Annotated in this window: 11 protein-coding genes; 7 read left to right on the forward strand and 4 right to left on the reverse strand. The window is 34.7% G+C overall.

Annotation, left to right across the window (positions count from 1 at the left end):
- Positions 1-190: 190 nt before the first annotated feature.
- A complete protein-coding gene (locus tag BXY64_RS02015) occupies positions 191-913 on the forward strand; it encodes a DUF6261 family protein (protein WP_147375858.1) in 723 nt (240 codons plus the stop codon).
- 131 nt (positions 914-1,044) lie between these two features.
- Here the strand turns inward: BXY64_RS02015 and BXY64_RS02020 are convergent, their stop codons facing one another.
- Positions 1,045-3,996, reverse strand: coding sequence for a hypothetical protein (locus BXY64_RS02020; RefSeq protein ID WP_147375860.1), 2,952 nt, complete (start codon positions 3,994-3,996; stop codon positions 1,045-1,047).
- Between the two features lie 957 nt (positions 3,997-4,953).
- Here BXY64_RS02020 and BXY64_RS02025 point away from each other — a divergent pair.
- The gene (locus tag BXY64_RS02025; protein ID WP_120238308.1) at positions 4,954-5,319 is read left to right on the forward strand and encodes a hypothetical protein; all 366 of its coding nucleotides are present in this window, start codon (positions 4,954-4,956) and stop codon (positions 5,317-5,319) included.
- Between the two features lie 96 nt (positions 5,320-5,415).
- On the opposite strand, the gene BXY64_RS02030 is transcribed toward BXY64_RS02025, so the two are convergent.
- Positions 5,416-6,270, reverse strand: a complete 855-nt coding sequence (locus BXY64_RS02030) for a glycerophosphodiester phosphodiesterase (RefSeq protein WP_120238309.1) — start codon at positions 6,268-6,270, stop codon at positions 5,416-5,418.
- A gap of 11 nt (positions 6,271-6,281) precedes the next feature.
- Positions 6,282-10,205: an NACHT domain-containing protein gene (locus BXY64_RS02035; RefSeq protein WP_120238310.1), complete on the reverse strand. Its 3,924-nt coding sequence runs from the start codon at positions 10,203-10,205 to the stop codon at positions 6,282-6,284.
- A 727-nt stretch (positions 10,206-10,932) separates the two neighbouring features.
- Here BXY64_RS02035 and BXY64_RS02045 point away from each other — a divergent pair.
- The 5 genes from BXY64_RS02045 (at position 10,933) to BXY64_RS02070 (ending at position 16,320) form a co-directional block, all read left to right on the forward strand.
- Positions 10,933-11,202: a hypothetical protein gene (locus BXY64_RS02045; RefSeq protein ID WP_120238312.1), complete on the forward strand. Its 270-nt coding sequence runs from the start codon at positions 10,933-10,935 to the stop codon at positions 11,200-11,202.
- A gap of 114 nt (positions 11,203-11,316) precedes the next feature.
- Positions 11,317-13,137: a tetratricopeptide repeat-containing sensor histidine kinase gene (locus BXY64_RS02050; protein WP_120238313.1), complete on the forward strand. Its 1,821-nt coding sequence runs from the start codon at positions 11,317-11,319 to the stop codon at positions 13,135-13,137.
- A gap of 160 nt (positions 13,138-13,297) precedes the next feature.
- On the forward strand, positions 13,298-14,179 hold the full coding sequence (locus BXY64_RS02055) for a DUF1566 domain-containing protein (protein WP_170150552.1): 882 nt from the start codon (positions 13,298-13,300) through the stop codon (positions 14,177-14,179).
- 14 nt (positions 14,180-14,193) lie between these two features.
- Entirely contained in the window at positions 14,194-15,087 is an 894-nt protein-coding gene (locus BXY64_RS02060; RefSeq protein WP_120238315.1) for a CsgG/HfaB family protein, read from the forward strand.
- Positions 15,088-15,222: 135 nt separating this feature from the next.
- Entirely contained in the window at positions 15,223-16,320 is a 1,098-nt protein-coding gene (locus tag BXY64_RS02070; RefSeq protein ID WP_147375862.1) for a hypothetical protein, read from the forward strand.
- Positions 16,321-16,547: 227 nt separating this feature from the next.
- Here the strand turns inward: BXY64_RS02070 and BXY64_RS02075 are convergent, their stop codons facing one another.
- A complete protein-coding gene (locus tag BXY64_RS02075) occupies positions 16,548-17,213 on the reverse strand; it encodes a response regulator (RefSeq protein ID WP_170150553.1) in 666 nt (221 codons plus the stop codon).
- Between the last annotated feature and the right edge of the window lie 176 nt (positions 17,214-17,389).

Raw genomic sequence — 17,389 nt, forward strand, 5'->3', positions numbered from 1 at the left:
GAATTGGCTTCCCTCAAGTTGATTGGATAAGAGGAAAGCTTAAAATGTCTTCAAACGAGATGAGAAAGTGTACATTGAAATTACAAATAGCATAGCACAAATACATTTATAGGGAAGAGTGATTTTAACTGATATGAACCACTTGGTTTAGACAGGACTCACCCATAATACTAACCAAAAAAAGTAAGAGATGATAGAAAACATGTCTTTTCATGCTCTGCACAGAGATGAGTATTTTACTTTTGGAAAAAGAGTAAAAGAAATTTTTACTGGTTATGAGCTTGAAACCCTTAACTTAAAACAACCTTACGATAGGGTTGTAGCAGCACTCACCAATCTTGATGAGGCGATGATAAAAAACAGTACAGCTGCTTTAACTACCGAAGTAGTAAATAAAGACATTCGACGTGATGATGGTTTTATAGCCCTTCGTAATTACTTGCGAGCATGTGTAAAACGTTTGAAACCAGAATGGCAAAATGCGGCACGTTTGGTATTGAATGAAATAAGAGTTTATGGTGTGAATTTACACAAAGAATCTTATTCGGCTGAATCAGCAAGGTTGAACAATTTGCTTTCTGATTTTGAAAACAAGCCAGAGCTAAAAGCAGCCATTACCCTATTGCTATTAACCGAATGGGTAGCTGAGCTGAAGCAGGCACAGGCTGAGTTTGAAACTGCTGAGAAGGCCAGAATTGATGCCAAAGCCAGTACCAGCGAAATTAAAACCGATGATGCTTGTTTGGAACTTCGCAAAACATTGGAATTCCTTTTCCAGTTCTTGGAGCTGAACTATCAGATGACTCCAAGCGAAGAATACAAGCAAATTATGCGCAAAATAAACGAGGTAATTGCCGAGTTTATGAGCGCCATTAAAGCTCGTAAAACCCGCAACGAAAAAGAGGAAGAATAAAATGTAGAGGCTTAGAAATATAGGTTTTACATATTTATAGTTGCTAATAAAAAGCGCCACTTCTGTGAGGGAGTGGCGCTTTGATTGAAAAAATACTAGTGGTGAAAATTTAATTCTCTAACGATTCACAGTTATATACAAAATATTTCTAATTTCTCATTTAGAATTTCCCATTGATCAGAGTATTTATCTTTAGATCTATCTGTTAAATCATTGAATAGGTTAGGGTCAAAGATATTCTTCATTTTCTTCAAATCAGGATTGTTGTATGTATCAATTATTTCCGCTTTAATATAGTTCTGATCTTGCTTAGAGAATTGAGTTAAGTCAATTTTTGCAGGAGTAAAAGCTTCATTAAAGCTACTAAGGCTGTATAATAATATACATCTTAATAAGGAATTAGGGTTCTTACCATTTGATTCGGATTGAACTTTGTTTATAAGTTTGGATAATGATTTAAATACTATATCCCAATTGAACTCATTACTTAATTTTTTTCGGTGTAACTGTACTCCTTTCAACAGCAAATAGATTGGCTGGTCTAGTTTTTTACTTTCCAAAGTAGATAACAGAGAATAGTTTGTCCAAATTTGAATAATAGGTAAGATGTTACGGGAGTCATCATATCTGATTTTTCTAGAAAGGATAGATATTAAGATGTTGTATGTTTCTTTTGAACCTGCGTAATTTTTAACAATACTCCAAATGTTAGTGCTGTGAAAATTACTTTCTTCCAGAACAACACTCATTACATTGTTTAGGTATTCTTTTTCGGAATTGTATGGTGGTTTTCGTAAGCACTCTATTGATGACCAACCTGTTTTATCATTTCTAACAACTCTTCGTAACTGATTTTTTAATCGAATCTTGAGTTCATTATTAGCATTAAACTTTACAATTTTAGATGCAATCTTTTCCAGGTAAGGACCTAGAAATTGGTATGGAATTTCATGATTGCATGCGATTAGAAAAAAAGCATTGTCGAATGAATATTTCCTCTTCCTGTATAGTTTGTCAAGTAGTTCCTTTGTTTCTGTTTTACTGAATCTTGAAATATTAAGCTCACGGATGGTATCCCAAAATGCAATGCTTGCATCTATTGAAGTCATATCTAATAACTGATATGCCTCAAAAATTTTCTTAATGGCATCTTCATCTCGGTAAGGTTTAGGTAATTCGCTTATGGTGTAGACTCCTTTAATAATAATAGATATGATTTTGGACTTTTCAGTCTCATTTAAATATTTATCGCTTGCAATTTTGAAAAATATATTTGTTAGATTTTTAAGATGTTTTGCCAGTAAGGCTGAATCTTCATCATTTGGAACAGGTTCGCAAATGGTAAACCAGCAATCTATTTCATTTTCTAAAGTATTGTTTGCGCAATGAATTAGAAATTCGGGACTATTTAAGTACTTGATAAGATTTTGAATTTGTTGGCTGTAAACAATTTTTTGAGTACTAATATCTTTAGATGTGCTAGGAAGGAGTTCTTTCTTTAGACGATCTGTTAGTTCCAGAATTGTATTGAAACCTGCTTCTTTGAATACTTTAAAGAGTTTGGAAAAAATAGATGTGAACACTGAGGATTGGATATCCATGCTTAAATTATTATTATTTAATTGATGCAGGATGTTGAAGATTAACTCTTTGTAAGAATCAGAAATGTTAATTATTGAATTTGTCTGTAACTTTTCAATCAGGTAAATCAGGCAATTAATTTCAGTTAGTATTTTACTATCTTGCTTATTTTCTTGCAAATATTTTTGATATTTGTTTTTCAGGTTTACAATTATTAATTGGATAAATACAGTTTTTACCTTATAGTTAATATGTTTAAATATATTTTGTGCTGATTCCAATAGAAAATAATGCCATTTCTTTCTCTTAATAGAGGATAGATAAGTACTTATAAAATCTTGTCCAAATTCTTCTGTCCAGAATTTATTTATATTATTACCAAGGTGAGCCGTTTTTGTCAGAAAGATGAAAAGTATGTAGTAATATTTTACATCACTTGTCTTATTGTATTTTTTTTTAAGTTCTTGTAGTGTTTCAGCAATAAATTCTGAATTCTTAGTATTTCTTTGCAGTAATTGAATTGCCAGAGTGAGAGTTTGCGTTTCAAATGCGAGGGCAATAATTGAATCTGGAGTAAATTCTTGTTTAATATGACAACTAATTAAATACTCTTCCAGTTCAGGAGAGACAAAATGGAATTTCCAGCTATTGGTATCTTCAATTTCAATTAAATTACCTAATTCAAGTTGATGTAACTGCGTAGCAAGAGATCTGAGATTATGATTTTTTTTCTCACTTTTAAATTCATGACTTCTTCTTTTTAGCAGGATACAAGCAAATTTCTCAGCTTCCAGAATAATATTATTAAATTCTCTTTGTCTGTAATCAACTTGTTCGTTATTGATGGATGTGTTATTAGATTTAGGTTCTTGATAGTATTTAAACTCCAGTTCTTCAAGGTACAACTTTGGATCAGTCATCTTTTTGAAAGATATTTTTTCCTTTTCCAATACTGAAACTTGATTCACCCAAGGGTACTGTTTAAACATTCTTGACCCTTTTCTTGTAATAATGATACAGTCCGTCTGATTTATTCTTTCAAGTTGCCTTGGTAGACGATATTTTTGATCCTCATCAGAAAGAGTATCCACACCATCAATAATTAATTTAAACTGAAGTGATTTTGTTAGCACTTCGCATATTTTCACACTTAGGGGAACATCTTTTTTAATTTTCCAATATTGTGCTATTACCTGTTCTTCCAAGCAATATCTATTATCACTAAATGTTTTACCACTAATGTCAATATAAACAGGAATTGGGTATTTATGATCTGATTGTAGACATGCCCGTTGACAGAGCCATGTTGCCAGCTGACTAATATTGGTATTGTGTGATCCGGTTATGAATGTAAGCTGTTTAAAATTGAGAATTTCGTTAGATACTTTATTTGATATGGTAGAGTTAGTTCTGCATATGCCAGTACTGATATTTTCGGATTTTGTTTGCTCATAATAATTAAAGAGGCTCTCTTGTATTTTAAATTTTAAATCTATTGTCATGGTAGGAAGACCATCACTTTTGTAATGGTTAATAATTCGGTTTTGAAAATCATTGGTGTTGATAGGAGTTGTGTGGTCTTTTTCTTCATGACCATTCGAGCATATTGACCTAGGTTGGGAGTCGGAAATAATTGGATTTTGGTTGGTATTTGAACTGATATTATAGAATCTTTCAATAAAATCGAGAAATTCATCATTAGTAGTTTTTGGAGAGTCTCCTGGTTTCATGATATTTTCAATTGACAGAAACAAAGCACTCTTTATTAGTTGTTTAAATTCTTTCTCATTTTTGAAACTAAGTGATCCTTTTTGAAAGTTTAGATACTTTAAAATTGCTTTAGCTTTTGGATGAGTTGAACATTCAAGCTCTGTAGAATTAAATAGACTAAACTTTTTAAGAAACTCTATAACATCTGTTCTAATTTTTCCTCTAGTAAATTTCTGACCATATAGGTGTGAATTGTTCTTATCTACAATAGCTAGTTTGATATTTTTTATTCTGGGATCCATTTGGAGTATTTTGATTGTTTAAGATTTTAGAAATGGATTGAAGTTTTTGGAATCAACATTTGAACCAACTTCCATTTTTAGAAATAAAATGGAAATTATATTTCTTGCTGTTTTCCAGGTGGTTCCAACTATTTCCAATGATATTTTAATTCCTTTACAAAAGATAAAATTAAAACAATCTGCCAATGAACAAAATTAACCTGTAATGTTATACAAAAGGGATCCGGAACCTAAACATTACTAATTCAAATTGCTGATCAACAAAAATCAATTTTCAAGAAATGGTGGAGTTATTATTAATCTTTTAAATCAGTTTAAGATGAAAAAAAATCAATGTTTTTAAGAAAGCATAAGACCTCTTACTCCTAACAAAAAAATGTGCTGGCCAGCCATTAGGAATTGACCTCCAAACGAGGAGGTAGTTATTAACCTTTAAAATTTCTAGGTATGAAAAATCGAAGCCCAAGTTTCGAAATGGGAAAGGTACACCCTTTATCGAACAAGGATCCTACGGTAAAACTGTCAGTACATCAGTTGATTAAAAATAATTCTTACAACAAAAAACATAAAATCATGAAAAAATATACATTACTTTCTTTGCTAATTGTTATCCTAGTTTCGAACCAGGCTTGTTCTAAAAGTGATGATTTGGATTTGCAAGAGAATCAAAATGGATTTAGAGATATTGATAATAGTTTTATGAATTCTGAAGAGAAGCGTAATTTCAATAATGACTCTATTGTTTTTCATTTTGAAGTTGAACATAATAGCCAATTGGATAGTTTGGAAAATTCCAAAAATGAAAGCAAGTAAGAATTTTTGGATGTAGTATAAGCTTGTTTAACTCGAGAAGCCAATATCATATTGGCTTCTCATAAAATTATATAAATAATGGAGTTTAGAATTGCACTAATACTTTTCTATTGCTGCAGGTTCATTGGTAATCACCCCATCAACCCCAATATATTTCATTCGTTTTACTACTGAAGGAGAATCGCAGGTCCATGCATTTACTTTTTTATGGAGTTGATGCAATTTTTGAACAATGCCTTCCGACAGAAAAAAGCAGTTGACATTGTAAGAGGTAATGTAATCTTTAGGCCTGAAAAGATGTGGTGCCTTGCCAAACGCAATGTTCAGGGATGAAATAACAAATACCTCCAGCTTATGAAGTTCAAGCTTTGGTGCCAATTGATGAACCTTCTCCAAAACATCCTCGTGAAAGCTTTGCACAATGCACCAATTTTCTGCTTTGTGTTGCTGAATGCAGTCCACAACTTTTTTTTCAATTCCCGGGTAGTAGGAGCTTTTATTTTTGATTTCGATGATCAATTTGGACTGCCCACTCACACAATTCAAAACCTCTTGCAGCAATGGTACTTTTTCACCTTTAAAGTCTGAAGAATACCACGCGCCTGCATCCAGATTTTGAATGTATTGCCAATCCAGGTTTTTAATTCTTCCTTTGCCATTGGTGGTGCGGTTTACTTTATTGTCATGCATTACGCATATCTTCCCATCTTTACTGAGGTGAACATCGATTTCTATCATATCTGCACGCTCGTTTAGCGCTTGCTTCACCGCAGCCAGTGTATTTTCTGGCGCATTGGCCGAAGCTCCCCGGTGTGCAATAACGGATAGGGAGGAATGAGTTATAGTCTTCGAAAAAGTAGTGAGTTTGATGTAATGAAACCCTCCATACAAAATTGGGATGCATAGAATCAGAAGGAGTATTTTCTTGTATTTTCTTTTTTTAGTCGTCATGATTTCTGAGTTTAAAATTCGATGCCAAAAAGTTTGTCAAACACATGGGTTGATAGCTTCTTGAACCATCCTTTGTAATTTTCAACCTCGGTTCCATATTGCATAATTTGCTTGAAGGAGGCGCTAATTTTCGGATCGTTTTGCAAAGACCAAATGATAAAATTACCAAACTTATGGGTTAGCAAATCGCCAATGTTTTCATAGGATTGATTGTAGTTGATTAGCTCTTCGCGGAACTTGTCGATATCCGGGAAGGAAGAATTTCTCAAATTGTTGTAAATGAAGAAATCCACCTCTTTATGATGGTAGCTTTTAATGGTACCCAAGGTTTTGCACAAAAAAGTTCTGATATCATCCTGGTAATTGGCACGATCCACTGGTATCGCATCCAAATCAATAATTGTGGATTCGTGCTGTATCTTATTTATAGTGTATTCGAACAATTGAAGTGCGCTTTTGTGGTAACCAAAATCGGTAACCAAAACCGCAATATTTTCGATGCAGCAGTACAGTAATTCCTTGTCCATTTTCAGCATAGCTTCATCAATCAGCTGGTAGAAAATCGGCATCGGATACTTATCTCCATCACATTTGTTGCCATCGCCATAATGCACGCAATAGGCAGCACCATACCAATTGAGCGTATATTGCTTGTAAGGTTTGTTGTTGTTGGCCTCGTAATTGTTGTGAGCAAAATATACGCCCTTACATCTTGCAGTCCAATTGTAGGTAAGTGTTGAAAACAATTGCATGGCTTCCTGATCGGGATTTTCGGTTGCGATAAGGTATCGGAACAATACGTATAAAGTAGACATCTGCATGTAATCCACACACGGATGTGAAACATCGGCCTCGTTAACCTGTTGTACGATGTACTCTATGCGTTTCCAATCCTGAAAAGCTTGCATAATCAGGACTCTTTCCAGCATAAAAAAGCTGTAAGCATCTCCCGAATACATGGCTTTCATTACCAAAGGGTGCAGGTTTTTAAAATCTTCCTTCTCGTTGGTCAGGTAATCCAGCAGTTGATTGTAGCCTTGCTGCGACCATTCTCCATTCTTGCCGACAATAGGAATTTTATCCCAGAAATGCTGGTATTCAATTCCATTGTTCACATATTCCGATTGAACAGTTGCCAGTTTTCGCAAGGTAAACTTCTTTAAAACCGGGAATACAATACTGAATTCAGTAAGAATTTTGATCCACTGCTTGATAATCTTAAAAGTGAATTCATAATCTTTGCTAAGATCTACCTTCTTTTTGCTCGAAAGATCTTCCACAATTAAAAGTGTACTAATTCGAATGGCAGGTTCGAATACGTGTTTCTTTAGCGAATCGTTCCAAAAGTTAAAGATGACATTCGATTTGGTCATTTTACCTGCAAGATGATCCAGAATTTCGAATCCCAGGTTTTTATCCAGCTTGGTGATGTAATAAACATACAAACTTACAATATCTCTAACCCGTGAAACCGGGTTGGCCATGGCATGCAACAAGGATGAAACCGGGTGTTTGTCTTTCGGGTACAATTGATTTTGGTAGATATCCGATTTAAAGATTTCATAAATGGCGTAAATGGCAATTTTTTTCACCTGTATGGTGGGCGACAAATCGTTCAATATCTGGTTACGCTCTTGCAGGCGTTGTTCATATCTTGTGGATTGGCTATTGGTTTTTTTTTTGCTGTAGTCTTCCAATAATTTCTCCAATTTGTCGAGGCGTTTTCCCTTCTCGCTTGAATCTTCACTATTGTGCGATAACAATTGTTCCAGCAAGCTCCAAAGCTGATTGTAATCTTCCTGCAAAATCACCGAAAGAGCATCTATTACCAATTGTTGAACCTCGTAGTTGTTGTCGTAAGCCAGGCTTAAAATGGTTTTAGGATCGTTGTTTTTGTCCAAATAATCCTGAAGCAGGGCAGAGCGCAGGGCATTGCGAACTACCGCATAGTTTTTACCGGTTAGCAGGGCTGTTTTGTACGATTCGGGTGGAATAGGCAATGCCGGGTGAGCCAGTTTTATATTCTCCTGATCTTTAAAAATTCTGGCAAACAAATACTCCTGGTAACGTTCGTACACAAATCGAATTTCATCAATACCATATTTCTTTTCAATTTTCAGGATTCCCTTTTCAATCAGGGCTTCAAAAGGAATACTGTACTCCAATTGATCATTGCTATAAATGCTTTTGCTGATACTGTGCAATGGATAATCCTCATCCTCGTATGCCGAAATTAATTGTTCCACCGAAATGGAATCATGATTGGATTTCCACAGGTATTTGGCAATTTTATTGATTAGAAGATATTCACGCCTGTTCGATCCTGTTGGCGTAATTCCTTTCTCCTTTAGCAGATTTTCAAACAGATAATTGGAATGAAACAGACGAATGTCCTTGGGCAGAGCTTTCTTTTGAAAAACCAGGGATGACATTTTTAGAATGAGCGGATCGGTTAATCGATTCCTGATCAAATTGAAATCGGAATGAAAGAGTTCCTCTTTGCTTGTTTGGAGTTGGAATTTTTGCTGATACTTTTGGTAAGTGCAGGCCAATTCCGACTCACTCAAATGCTGAATGGTGGTGTGTTCCTTTTGTCTTTGATTGGAATAATACAAATGTTGCTTAATATGACTTGCTCTCAGTTCAATCAGCTCTTTCCAGGTATAGGAACGACAGCTGATTACAACTTTAAGCTCCGACAAATTTTGTTTGATGAAATACTTTTCGATTACATTCAGCAGTTCAATTGGACCTTTCTGATTCTTTTGTGAAGTTTTATCAAAATAATCCACACACTCGTTGATGGCATCGAAAAAAAGGTAGATTTTCTTTTGATGCTGCTTGGCCAGAATTTGCATATTGGCCAAGTGCGTTTCCAGTTTGTTTTCGCCAAAGGCTGTCTGAAAATATTCTTCTACACTAAGGTTTGAGAAAATTTTACTGTTGATACAGATGATGCACTCATCTTTTTGTAGCAACTCGGAAGCCCAATGGCAAATCTGATTGGTTTTTCCGCTTCCTGCATTGCCCAATAGTACAAATGCATTCGATTCTGATTCGATAAACTGATCAAATGACTTGCTAACCTGGCTGCGGTCGGTAAATACTTCGGCATCGTATTTTTCTTTCGACATTTCAGCCAAAAAACCGCAGGTCTGATTTTTCGATTCTTCCAGGTAGTCATTCCATCTTTTTTTGCTTTGCAAAAGCGATATGCCCTCCTTTTTTCTCTCTTCGATAATGGCGTATTCCTTTTGCAAATCCAACATCAAAAGTCCAACAGCAAAATTGATGGTGTATTCGCGAAACTCGGTGGTACAATTGCCGGTTATTAAACTTTTGGCTTGCTTAAAATCATCGGCATTCAAGTCAAAACTTTTCAGGATTTCCTTGTCAGATAAATTTTTAATCTCCTTTAAAAACTGATCCGTAATCATCCGACATCCTTTCAAAGTATTTATGGCATCAATTAGTATTTTTTCTTGTATAAACTCTAGAAACTCCTCTTGCAAGCAAAGCAGAGCATCGTATTTTCCTTTCTCTTTCCAAAGCATTGCATTTTCATCGATAATGCTTTTTAGTTCCTGGCTTTGGGCGATCAGAAACTGATGGTTTTGCTCATAAGCGTTCAGGCTTGTATAATCACTTAATATGCTTAGGCAGCGTTTGGCACAAAATGATGTTTGTAGATTTTCACTTACAAGCACCTCTTCCATCTGTTTTTGCCAATTGATGATGGAGCCTTTCCAAATGGCTTGTATGTATTTTAAAAGTGTATGGTTTACATGATTCTTGATTCGGGAAGCCGTGCTAAAATTCTCCTTGTTTTCGTGATTCAGAAACTCTTTACGGATTAGGGTTCTGATTTCGCATCCATTTGCTTTTGCCTCGGCCTCGGCAAAGTATCTAATGGTAGGGGTTTCTGTTACAAGCATATCCTTGGGTTTTCTGTCGATTGTAAAAAATAATGGTTCTATATGAAATTTAGTGGGTAATTAAAGCAATCTTTATTTGACGAAAAATTATTCCATGATTCGTTATTTTAACTTTACATAGCTCAAGCCGCATGGCTTTTCCTTTCTCCATTGATGAGAAAGGAAACAAAGAATCTAGGGCGTGTAAGCTCAAACTATTTATACTTGAAAACTTTAAGTGCGACGGCGTGATCTTCGAACAAGTTCTCAGCTTCCCCGTCTTTCTACAAATTTTTCTGCGTCTAATTAGCTCGACCTTCCAATGCCCACCTGGGCCACTGAAACAAATAACGGTCAAAACAATAATTCCAAAGAATGACCCACTATAAATCAACAGAGCCAAAATAATTGAAGCAATACGGCTCAATTTATCTTACTATCTTTTTTTGGAAATGGAAGTTTCCAATCATTTCCAAAATTACAATTTGGGTTCTGCCTAGTTTTGTTCATAGAAATTTCAACCGAATGTTTATTTCGTTCGAACTTGGTTAGCTACCAAAGATAATAAACATTCTTAAAGAGTGAACATAAGCAATTCGAAAATTGCTATGAAAGGACGATTTCTCGTTTTGCAGACTGTTCACTCATCCTTTCAAACCCGATTTATCAGGACACCCTTGGGTGTTCAAATTAAACGCTCACCATATCGTAATGGGCGAGCCATGTCAAAACTTTAAAACGAAACAAGATGAAAACCAATACTATTTTTTATACGCTTTTAATCGCATTGATTTCTTTAACTCTTTTTAGCTGTGACAACAGTGATGATTTGGATCTACGCGAAAATGATTATGAGTCATTCGATAATGTTGATATTTCGACAGCTCCCTATGAAAGTATTAATGTTTTAGATGATTCAATAGTTTACACTTGTGATGTTGAGCATGATCAAAACCTGGATTCATTAGAAAACAAAACTGTTAACAGTTCTAATGATAGTGTGCTTTTTAGTAATTAAGATTTCTCTATAAAGTAAGAATATAATAGAGAATTTGAAAAGTAGATAAATAATGATAAATTGGAGAAGCCATTTTTTGATTGGCTTCTCTTTAATTTCTTAAAAAGCTAAATAATGTTTCGAATTTTCTGTTTTAGTTTCTGCCTTTTATTTACAACTTACATTTCCAAATCCGCTTATTCTAAATCAAGTATAAATAATGATGCATTAATAAACGTTTTTCAAAAAGGATTTAAATGTGCTAAAAAGGGAAAGGTTGATTCTGCTGTTTTGTATTTCCACAAAGCCATAGACGAAGCTAAGCAAGTTCATGATACCGTGATATGGGTGAAAAGTTGCAACAATATATCAGTCTTGAGAAATAATCAAGGTAGATATGATCAAAGTATACAAGCGGGGTTGGAGATATTGGATATTTTGAAAGAAAAAAAACAGAATAAGTCAAAGTTAATGGCACTTATAAATGTAGGTATTTCGTACTACAAAAAGAGTGACTTTCCAAAAGCCTTGAAATACTTTATTGAAGCAAAAGATTATGCATTACAGTTTAATTCTATAATTGGTGAATTAGGAACTTGTTATGAAGAAATAGGGCATGTATACAGAATCATAGGAGATTTTAAAAATGCGATGATTCATTATGAAAAGGGGTTGGAAGTAAGATTGGAATTGAGAAGTAAAAAAGCAATAGCCATTTCTTATAATAATATAGGTGATCTTCTTTTGGAGCAGAAAAAATTTTCAGAAGCACTGGTGAACTTTGAGAAATCTTTAAAGATCAAAAATGAATTTGGAGACAAGATGAAGATTTCCTTAACGCTTCATAATATTTCCAATGTAGAATTTAAGCTTGGACAGGTTCAGAATGCCAAATCTAATTTGTTATTAGCTATAAAAAATAGGAAGGAAGTTAACGATAGGTTAGGTTTAGTTTCTTCATACTTGTTATTGTCTATTATATTGATTCATGAAAATAATTTTACAAAAGCAGAGCATTATTTGTTAAGGGCTAAAGAATTAGCAAAGGAGATTAAAACTCTTGATTTGGAACGAGATATCTATCTGCAACTAAAAAACCTTTACGCCGCTCAAAACAAAGGCAAAGAAGCCTTGGCATACTACGACAAGTACATCAGCATTAAAGACAGCATTTTCAATACGGAAAATATGCAACACATGCAGGAGATGGAAACCCGGTACCAAACCCGCGAAAAGGAGCAGCAAATAGAAGTTTTGAATATCGAGAAGGAAGCCAAGGCGAATGAAAGTTTCTATATGAAAATTGTACTTGGGGTGTTTCTATTTTCTCTTTTACCCATTGGTTTCTTTGTAAAGCAGCGCCAAAAGACGAGAATTTTAAAGGAAAGAGTAGCGGCATCGAACAGAGAGTGTACCAAATTGGGAATGGAATTGCACGATTCTATTTCTGGCAACCTTACTTATTTGTGCAGAAGCATGGAAAAAGAAAGTGTGGGGGAGAGTTTTGTAGATCAATTGCGACAAGTAAGTGATGAGGTGAGAGGGATTTCTCACCAATTGAACATGACCGCCATTGCCAACCAGGAATTCCGCGATGCCTTGTCGGATTCCTTGCAATTGGATCATTTTCCCGAAGATATCGACCTGAAAATATATGTTCCCGATGGCTTCGAAATTGATGACTATGAGAAAAAAATAAATCTGATTCGCATTGTTCAGGAATTAAAAACCAATAGTTTAAAACACGGTAATGCATCTTCTATTGTAATCAGTTTTTCGCGTGTGCAAAACAAAGTACGTTTGGCCTATACCGACAATGGCATTGGCTTCGACCTGAAAGAGGCTAAAAAAGGAAATGGCCTAATCAATATTCGGGAGCGGGTTGAGCTGCTCTCAGGAAAACTGGATTGGCAAACCTCTCCGGGCAATGGGGTTTCTTTTCATTTGACGGTGTAGTTGATAGGATTTATTATACTCCGAAAAATAAATAATTGCTTCTGTTGCTTTAAATGTACTCTTAGATAAATAGGATATTCTCCCAAACAAATCTTAGGAATTTCATTTTATTTTTGATTTGCAAACTACAGGTCAAAAACCATTTAAAATGAATTACCTAATGAAACAAATACTTCTATTTTTTATTGTCTTTTTTTCATCAATTACACTTTTCGGACAAGCCAAAAGAGTGGCCATGCTTGAACCTATAGCCTCTTCCGAGGGGGTGTCGTTAATGGTGAAGAACATGGTTCGTGGAGAATTAACAAAGTCCTTAAGTAAGGAGCCAGGATTTGATGCTTTTACTCGTATTGATATTGATAAAATGATGAAGGAGTTTAAGTTTCAGGAATCGGGCATGGTAAACGATGAACAGAGACTAAAACTAGGACAGATGTCGGGAGCCGATTATGTGTGTATTTCGAAAATTACCAAAGATGACAAATCCTATTATCTTGAAGCGTTTTTGGTTCATCTGGAAAGTGGAAAAATCGATAATCCTGCATCAGCATTTGTAGAGGGAGGTTATGCATTTGTAAATTCAGCTTGTCAGAAAATTGCAGCCGAAATGGTAGGGAAGAAACTTGCTAACAAGATTCCACCTACAAGACAGGTTGCTGTATCGCATAGCACTTATAGTGCGCCCAAAAAGAAAACTCCTGTCAAGTCGAAATTTAAAGTATACGATGTATCTGTGAATTTTAAAAACCATAAAATTATGGTGATTGATAGAGATTTTACTGAGAAAATGACAAGAGATAATGCGGTTAGGGCTTGCAGAAATTTGAACTATGGTGGATTTAACGATTGGCGATTGCCAACCAAAGAGGAGATGAAGGTAATGTTTAAAAATAGATATGATTTATCAGGATTAGAACAAAGAGAGTGTTATTGGTATAATGCCAAAGGCAAAATTTGGGTTCATTTTCCAATGAGAGATACATGGAGCGCCTCCTATGATCATCATAAATATAAGGTTAGATGCGTAAGAACAGTTAATTAATCAAAGAGTATATCATGAAACAAATACTACTATTTTCCATTGCTTTTTTTACATCAATTACACTGCTTGGACAAGTTAAAAAAATTGCCATGTTGGAATCTCTGGCTGTTACAGATGGAATATCGGTTATGGTCAAAAATATGGTTCGCGGCGAATTAACCAAGTCATTAAGCAAAGAGTCGGGCTTTAAGGCTTTTACCCGTGTAGATATTGATAATATGATGAAAGAGTTTAAGTTCCAGGAATCGGGCATGGTAAACGATGAACAGAGACTGAAACTAGGACAGATGTCGGGAGCTGATTATGTGTGTGTATCGAAAATTACCAAAGATGGAAATGCATATTATTTGGAAGCTTATTTGATTCATCTGGAAAGTGGTGAAATCAATAATCCTGCATCAGCATTTGTAGAGGGAGGCTATGCATTTGTAAATACAGCTTGTCAGAAAATTGCAGCTGAAATGGTAGGGAAAAAAGTTAATGTTTCCAGCACACGACCTTCACGACCTGCTGGAGGGCAGACAACAAAAACTACTTCACCTGCTAGGCCAAAATTTCAAACCTTTAGTGTATCTGTTGATTTCAAATCCTATAAAATAATGGTGATTGATAGAGATTTCACAAATAAAATGACCAAAGGAGAGGCTGTCAGGGCTTCAAAGAATTTAAGTTACGGAGGATATAGTGATTGGCGTTTGCCAACTAAGGAAGAAATTAAGGTGATACATCAGCACAGGTATGAGTTAACAGGATTAAAGAAAGAGAACTATTGGTTCAATAAGGGAAGTGGAATTTGGATGTTGCATTTTAGAAAATATGCCTCCCATCTTAGTTCAACCAAAGAGGGAGCATGGTATGATGGGTATGATTATACAGCTTATGTTAGATGCGTAAGAACAGTTAATTAATCAAAGAGTATATCATGAAACAATACTACTATTTTCCATTGCTTTTTTACATCAATTACGCTTTTTAGATTTAAAACACAATAGAATCTCCTTTTTCCAGAAAAGATCATTCCATTAAAAATTTTCCAGTTATAAATGAATAAAATTATAAGATACAATGAGCTTTTAGCTGCCAATGGCAGAATTGGGATATCCATTCTGCTAATGCTATTGGGAATGCAATCGGTTTTTGCACAGTCGCCAGATTGGATGGATGAAGCCTATCGCCGATTCAATTATCAGAGCAACGATTATTTAACGGCATTCATCAGTGGTGAAAAAAATCAAGACGAGGAATTATCCGATGCCATAGTTCGAATGAAGGAATTGGCCAAAGAAGAGATATCGGCCAGCATTTTAACTACCATTAAAAGTAGCTCGGAATTAAATGTGTTGAGCGAGAATGACGGAAAATCAGACAGCTATAAACAATCTTATTCTTCAAATATTAAATCATCAACTTTTGCAAAAGTAAATGGAGTTCATGTTGATACTCATGTGAAGAAAGGAAAAAAGAGAAAGCAGTTGATTTATGCCTTTGCGCATGTTAAAAAGACTGATTTAATTAACTATTATCTGTTGGATATTCGAAAAAATATGAGTGAGGCTGAAGCCTTAATCAATACTGCAGATGGACTTGTTAAGAACATGGAAAAGCACAAGGCCGAGGAAAAGTTTTTGGCTGCAAAAAAGAGGAGTAAGGAAATCGATTTTGCCTATGAAATTTTAAGTGCACTTGATGGCAATTCGCTACAATTAGATATTAAAATAGAAGATATTAATAAGCTGAAAGCCGATGTGGATAAAGGATTGCATGCTCTAAAATCGGGACCGAGCTTTTGCTTGCAAATTCGTTCGTACATTTTTAATTCGAAAACTAGTCTTCTAGAGAACAAATTAAAGGCAGAACTGGCACAACAAAAGTACTCTTACACCAAGCTTGCTGATAAGGCCGATTGGTTGATAAACATTACTGCCAAGGCCCGAAAACACAACAACGACTATGGAGCCTATGTGAGTTATGTTGATGCTGAAATTAGTTTCGAGAAAGCATTTAATAAGGAGGAAGTGTATCAGAATACAATAAAACAAAAGGGAGTTAGTTTGAATAATTTTGTTGAGGCGTCGGAATTGGCTTACGAAGATTTAGCCAAAAAAATTAATGCCATCATCGTTGAACATTGTTCTAAGTAATATTTTACAAATTTTTAAGAAATACAAAGTCTAAATGTACTTTTCTTTTTGTGAAATGGCATTCAGAAAAGTTAGTATTTTGTGGGTGCCCATGACAGTATTAAAAAGTTCAGCCTGTATTGGCTCCAAGTTTAGTTTAAGCTAAAACAGGAAGTTATTCTCAAGAATAGGTATTCATCTAAAAAAAACGGTTTACTCACGATTATTAGAAGGTTATGAAAGGTTAGCTAATTCTCTTTCACTCTATCATGAAAATGCTTTAAACCATCTTTGCTTTTGATATCCAATTTGCGATAGATATTGCTAAGGTGTTTTTTTAAGGTGTTGAGTGTAATTCCCAGTTTACTTGCCAATTGTTCGTTACTATCGCTACTGTTTTCAGATGTAGTTTTAGTTACCTTTAATTCGGTTTTGGTTAGCGATTTTTGTTTTTCTTTATCCGATTTATAAAACCTTTTATTTTCTTCAACAACTTTTCGTTTGTGTTCTAGGTAGGATGGAGATTCAAAGAAAGAGTCCGAATCTTGACTCATAACGGCATCAATGGTTGATACAATATCCTTTATTTTAGCATCTTTATTTAAGTAGGAGTTGAACTTGGCTTTTCGCAGATCTTTTAGAATTACATTTAATTTGTAATTCGTGTAAGCAATGCATTTTATATTTTTTCTTTTTTGTTTGAGCTCTGCTACAAATGAAATGATATCTTCATTTTTTCGGTCTGTATATTCATAATCAACCAACATCAAATGGATTTCATGATTTTGAATATAGGCTGTGGCTTTCGACGGATAAGTAAAGCTTTCGATATGAGCTTCAGGATACATTTCGGCCAATAGATCGGCACTTGCCTTCTTTAGTAAATGATGATCTTCGATTACAACAATGTTCATATTACAAATAAGATAATTATCGAAAATATAAATTATTTTCTCTGAAAAGATCATTTGCATACATATTTTTATGAAAAAGCAGAACTTGTACTTTAATCACTTAAATTGGGTGTTGGATATCTAAAAATCGGGCTTGGATCAATTCACAGGAGCAAAATCTACTACTTCGGGTTATT

Origin of the sequence: Marinifilum flexuosum (assembly GCF_003610555.1) — a bacterium.
GTDB lineage: Bacteria > Bacteroidota > Bacteroidia > Bacteroidales > Marinifilaceae > Marinifilum > Marinifilum flexuosum.

Coding starts and splice junctions, on each gene's coding strand:
- BXY64_RS02015 (WP_147375858.1), top strand. CDS start 191: ATGATAGAAAACATGTCTTTTCATGCTCTGCACAGAGATGAGTATTTT.
- BXY64_RS02020 (WP_147375860.1), bottom strand. CDS start 3,996: ATGACAATAGATTTAAAATTTAAAATACAAGAGAGCCTCTTTAATTAT.
- BXY64_RS02025 (WP_120238308.1), top strand. CDS start 4,954: ATGAAAAATCGAAGCCCAAGTTTCGAAATGGGAAAGGTACACCCTTTA.
- BXY64_RS02030 (WP_120238309.1), bottom strand. CDS start 6,270: ATGACGACTAAAAAAAGAAAATACAAGAAAATACTCCTTCTGATTCTA.
- BXY64_RS02035 (WP_120238310.1), bottom strand. CDS start 10,205: ATGCTTGTAACAGAAACCCCTACCATTAGATACTTTGCCGAGGCCGAG.
- BXY64_RS02045 (WP_120238312.1), top strand. CDS start 10,933: ATGAAAACCAATACTATTTTTTATACGCTTTTAATCGCATTGATTTCT.
- BXY64_RS02050 (WP_120238313.1), top strand. CDS start 11,317: ATGTTTCGAATTTTCTGTTTTAGTTTCTGCCTTTTATTTACAACTTAC.
- BXY64_RS02055 (WP_170150552.1), top strand. CDS start 13,298: ATGAAACAAATACTTCTATTTTTTATTGTCTTTTTTTCATCAATTACA.
- BXY64_RS02060 (WP_120238315.1), top strand. CDS start 14,194: ATGAAACAAATACTACTATTTTCCATTGCTTTTTTTACATCAATTACA.
- BXY64_RS02070 (WP_147375862.1), top strand. CDS start 15,223: ATGAATAAAATTATAAGATACAATGAGCTTTTAGCTGCCAATGGCAGA.
- BXY64_RS02075 (WP_170150553.1), bottom strand. CDS start 17,213: ATGAACATTGTTGTAATCGAAGATCATCATTTACTAAAGAAGGCAAGT.